Genomic DNA, 4524 nt, shown 5'->3' on the forward strand with positions numbered 1-4524 from the left:
AGATGAAGGCGATCTTCTGCTTGTGATGGCGGACGTAGCGGGTCTCGTAGGCGACCTCCATCATCAGCACGACCGTGTCCGCCTGCCCCGCGCCATCGAGCGACGAGAGGGCCGGCGAAAGCTGATCGCCAAGTACGGGGACGAGCGTCGTCATGGGCCCGTCCTAACCGCAACGACGTTAGCTGTCGCGAGCGGCGTGGCGCCGGGAGGGTCGCCGCCCTACATGACCGCGATGACGCCCATGCACCTCGGCCAGCCCAGTCGCCTGCCTGCCTCTCCGCAAGAAGCGGTGCTCGATTATGTCGCCAATCCGCGGGCCGACGCCCGCTACATGGTGCGCTTCGTCAGCCCGGAGTTCACCTCGCTGTGCCCGGTGACGGGACAGCCCGATTTTGCGCATCTGGTGATCGACTATGTCCCTGCCGCGACGATCGTGGAATCCAAGTCGCTGAAGCTGTTCCTCGGCGCGTTCCGCAATCACTGCGCCTTTCACGAGGATTGCACCGTCGGCATTGGCCAGCGGCTGTTCGCCGAAATGGCGCCGCTGTGGCTCAGGATCGGCGGATACTGGTATCCGCGCGGCGGCATGCCCATCGACGTGTTCTGGCAATCGGGAGCGCCGCCGGCGGACGTCTGGCTGCCCGACCAGGGGGTGGCGCCGTATCGCGGACGGGGCTGACCGCTTGAACATTCGATGAACACACCTATGTTGCGATGCAGCAAGACGTGCAACCATCGCCCTGCGCGACGGTTATCCGATCAAGCCGGCAACCGCTCGGTCGCCGCCGCTCCAACACGGGGATCATCATGGCCGGCCGCTCGGACGACAACAAAGGCAAGGACGCCGGCATCGCCAGGCTGGCGCTGATCGGCAATTACCTGCCGCGCATGTGCGGGCTGGCGACGTTCACCACCGATTGCCACCGTGCCCTGCAGGTCCGCTATCCCGACGTCGCGGTCGACGTCTATGCGATGGACGATCATCCCGGCCGCTACGCCTATCCGTCCGCCGTCACCGCCGCCATCGCGCAGGACGACCCGTCCGCCTATGTCGCCGCGGCGCGGCAGATCGAGGCCAGCGGCGCGCAGGCGATCTGGGTGCAGCATGAATACGGCATCTATGGCGGGGTCGCGGGCGATTACCTGCTGACGCTGCTCGATCGCACGACGCTGCCGGTGATCGTGACGCTGCACACCATCCTCGAGCGGCCGAACGTCGACGAACGCCGCGTGATGGAGGCGCTGCTGCGCCGCGCCGCGCGCGTGGTGGTGATGGCGGAACGCGGGCGCGACATCCTGCGCCGCGTCTATGGTGCCAGCCCGCGCCAGGTCGTGATGGTGCCGCACGGCGTGCCCGATCGCGAGCTGATTTCACCCGACACGCTGAAGCCGCGCTTCGGCTGGGTGGGGCGCGAGGTAGTGCTGACCTTTGGCCTGCTCGCGCCCAACAAGGGCATCGAGACGATGATCGAGGCGCTGCCCGCCGTCGCCGAGCGCCATCCCCACGTCCTCTATGTCGTGCTGGGCTCCACCCATCCCAACCTCGTCGCGCACGAAGGGGAGGCGTATCGTGATCGGCTGAAGGCGCTGGCCGCCGAGCTGGGCGTCGCCGGGAACGTGGCGTTCATCGACGAGTTTTTCGAGCACGACCAGCTGATCGAATATCTTCAGGCGGCGGATATCTATGCCACGCCGTACAACAACCCCGCCCAGATCACGAGCGGCACGCTCAGCTATGCGATCGGCGTCGGCAAGGCGGTGATCTCCACGCCCTATGTCCATGCGACCGAGATCCTGGCCGATGGCCACGGCGTGCTGGTCGATTTCGGCGATGTCGCCGCCTTCGCGCGCGAGATCGACCGCCTGTTGTCGAGCGAGCGCGACCGCACCCGCCTGATGCAGCGCGCCTATGACCGCGGCCGGACGATGATCTGGCCGCGCCTCGCCGAGGCGATGATGCACGAGATCGCAGCGATCGTCGCCGCCCGGCCGCGCAGGTTGGTCAAAAGCGCATCCGTGGTGAAGCCGCTGATGCCCGATTTCGCCGCCGTCGAGCGGATGAGCGATTCGACCGGCATGTACCAGCACGCGATCTATTCGGTGCCCGACCGGCGCCACGGCTATTGCATCGACGACAATGCCCGCGCGCTGATCCTGACCGGCACGATGGACCTCGAACCGGCGACGCGCGACAAGTGGATGACGATCTACGCCTCGTTCATCCAATATGCGTGGAACCCGGACGTCCGCCGCTTCCGCAACTTCATGCGCTTCGACCGCAGCTGGTGCGAGGAGGAAGGGTCGGAGGACTCCAACGGCCGCACGCTGTGGGCGCTCGGCGTCACCGCCCGCGACGCCGTGGACCGCAAGCATCGCGACTGGGCGATGATGATGTTCGACATGACGGGCAGCATGGCGCTGGAACTGGGATCGCTCCGCGCACAGGCGTTCGCGATGCTCGGCGCGGCGGCGATCCTGGAAGCGCGGCCGGGCCATCAGCTCGCGCGCGAGATCCTGGAGAAGTTCCCCGACCAGCATCTGGCGCTGCTCGCCGAGGCGCGTCGCCCGGCCTGGACCTGGTTCGAGATCGTGCTCGCCTATGACAACGCCCGCGTGCCGCAGGCGCTGATCGCCGCCGGCCGTGCGCTCGACCGCCCCGATTATGTGCAGCGGGGCCTAGAGACGCTGCGCTGGATCGTCGACAAGCAGACCTCGCCCGAGGGCCGCTTCCGCGCCATCGGCCACGAGAGCTTCGGCCGGCCCTATGCCGAGCCGTTGCAGTTCGACCAGCAGCCGCTGGAAGCGCACGCGACGGTGGAAGCCTGTGCCGAGGCCTATGCCGCGTCGGGCGACCATCGCTGGATGGAGGAGGCCGAGCGGGCCTATGGCTGGTTCCTGGGCGCCAACGACCTCGACCTGCCGCTCGCCACCAGCGCGGATGGCGGATGTTTCGACGGCCTGATGCCGACCGGGATCAACCGCAACCAGGGTGCCGAGTCGATTTTGGCGTTGCAGCTGGCGAGCTGTGCGATTTCAGGGCTTTCCATCGCGGCGCAAAGCGTGGCAGGACCGACGCGCGTCGTCGCCTGACCCTCTCGGTCGGCGGCGACGCCGATCCGGAGACGAAGATTGCAGACGCGATGGACCTCGTAAACCACCGCTTGCGGCTCCATGCCGATCCGTCGCGGGTCGTCGTCCGGCCCTTCCACATCCCCATGGATGCGCAGGGAAATGTCCCCAGCCGCACGCAGCGGCTGGTGGATGAGGTGCTCGCCATGTCGCCGCAGGAGGCGCGCGAGCAGCTGGAGGAAGTGCTCAAGGACTTCGAGGCACGCCACTGGCAGACGCGGCGCGTCTTCATGACCCGCTATGACGAGCTGGAGGACCAGCTGGGCCTCGCCTCGCGCGATATCGGCGACGAAAAGCGGCAGCTGATCGGCGCCTATTTCTGCCACGAATACAGCTATGCCGCCGCGGCGCTGATGAACCCCAGCGCGGTGGCGCATTTCGACCAGAGCGGCATAACCGAGGGATCGGTGCGCATGGTCATGTCGATGCGCGCGGTAGGGGAAGGGCACATTTCGTCCATCGCCTTCCGCGAAGGCATCGTCAGCGAGGGCGGCCACCTCAAGCTCGCGACCGAACCGCCCTTCGCCACCGCGACCGACCTGCTCGACCGTGGCGACGAGATTCCGGTCGGGCCGGTGACGGTGCATCGCCATCGCGATTCGACCTTGTCGGGAACGGTGATCTTCCCGATCACCCGCGCGCAGTCGAATGGGCTGGAGGATTTGCGCATCACGCATTTCCGCCATGACGACGGAAGTCAGGAGTGGATCGGCACCTACACCGCCTATAACGGCTCGGTGATCCAGTCGGAGCTGATGCGCACCCGCGACTTCCGCGCGTTCGACCTGGTGCCGATGACCGGCGCGGCGGCGCGCAATAAGGGCATGGCGCTGTTCCCGCGCAAGGTGGGCGGCGAGTATATGATGATCGGCCGTTCGGACGGCGAGAACCTGTTTCTGCTCAAGTCGGACCGGCTGACCCATTGGGACGACGGGGAGAAGATCCTGACCCCCATCTGCCCGTGGGAGCTGGTGCAGATCGGCAATTGCGGGCCGCCGATCGAGCTGGACGAGGGCTGGCTGTTGCTCACCCACGGCGTCGGCGCGATGCGGAAATATTCGATCGGCGCGGCGCTGCTCGACAAGGACGATCCGTCCAAGGTGATCGCGCGCTCGCGCCAGCCGATCCTCGCTGCCAAGGATCAGGATCGCGAGGGCTATGTGCCCAACGTCGTCTATTCGTGCGGAGCGATGCGGCAGGGGGACACGATCTTCCTGCCTTATGGCATCGCCGACAGTTCGATCGGCTTCGCCTTCGTGCCGATCGGGGAGATGCTCGCCGCCATGTCTTGATGCGGCGGCCCGCGTCTCACCCGGGGACAGCCTAATCCCGGCTTAACCAAGGGCGTCGGGAATTCGGTCATTTTCGCCCCGCGGCGCTTGCGCGGTGCTGGTG

At 66.8% G+C, this 4524-nt stretch carries 4 protein-coding genes; 3 read left to right on the top strand and 1 reads right to left on the bottom strand.

The window, feature by feature from the left end:
- Positions 1-154, bottom strand: a 154-nt coding sequence (locus Q0326_RS10960; protein WP_298690075.1) for a cryptochrome/photolyase family protein, incomplete at its 3' end; no start/stop codon positions are given.
- Positions 155-232: 78 nt separating this feature from the next.
- Between Q0326_RS10960 and queF the strand changes: the two genes are divergently transcribed.
- From queF to Q0326_RS10975, 3 genes are all read left to right on the top strand, one after another.
- Positions 233-679, top strand: coding sequence for a preQ(1) synthase (gene queF / locus Q0326_RS10965; RefSeq protein WP_298690077.1), 447 nt, complete (start codon positions 233-235; stop codon positions 677-679).
- Between the two features lie 128 nt (positions 680-807).
- Complete coding sequence (locus tag Q0326_RS10970) at positions 808-3090, top strand: glycosyltransferase family 4 protein (protein WP_298690071.1); 2283 nt, start codon at positions 808-810, stop codon at positions 3088-3090.
- A 50-nt stretch (positions 3091-3140) separates the two neighbouring features.
- The gene (locus tag Q0326_RS10975) at positions 3141-4421 is read left to right on the top strand and encodes a glycoside hydrolase family 130 protein (RefSeq protein WP_298690073.1); all 1281 of its coding nucleotides are present in this window, start codon (positions 3141-3143) and stop codon (positions 4419-4421) included.
- Positions 4422-4524 lie beyond the last annotated feature (103 nt).

This window comes from uncultured Sphingomonas sp. (genome assembly GCF_937859915.1).
Classification (GTDB): domain Bacteria; phylum Pseudomonadota; class Alphaproteobacteria; order Sphingomonadales; family Sphingomonadaceae; genus Solisphingomonas.

What these genes read in the sequence shown, in the direction of transcription:
- queF (WP_298690077.1), top strand. Translation starts at nt 233, where the DNA reads ATGACGCCCATGCACCTCGGCCAGCCCAGTCGCCTGCCTGCCTCTCCG.
- Q0326_RS10970 (WP_298690071.1), top strand. Translation starts at nt 808, where the DNA reads ATGGCCGGCCGCTCGGACGACAACAAAGGCAAGGACGCCGGCATCGCC.
- Q0326_RS10975 (WP_298690073.1), top strand. Translation starts at nt 3,141, where the DNA reads ATGGACCTCGTAAACCACCGCTTGCGGCTCCATGCCGATCCGTCGCGG.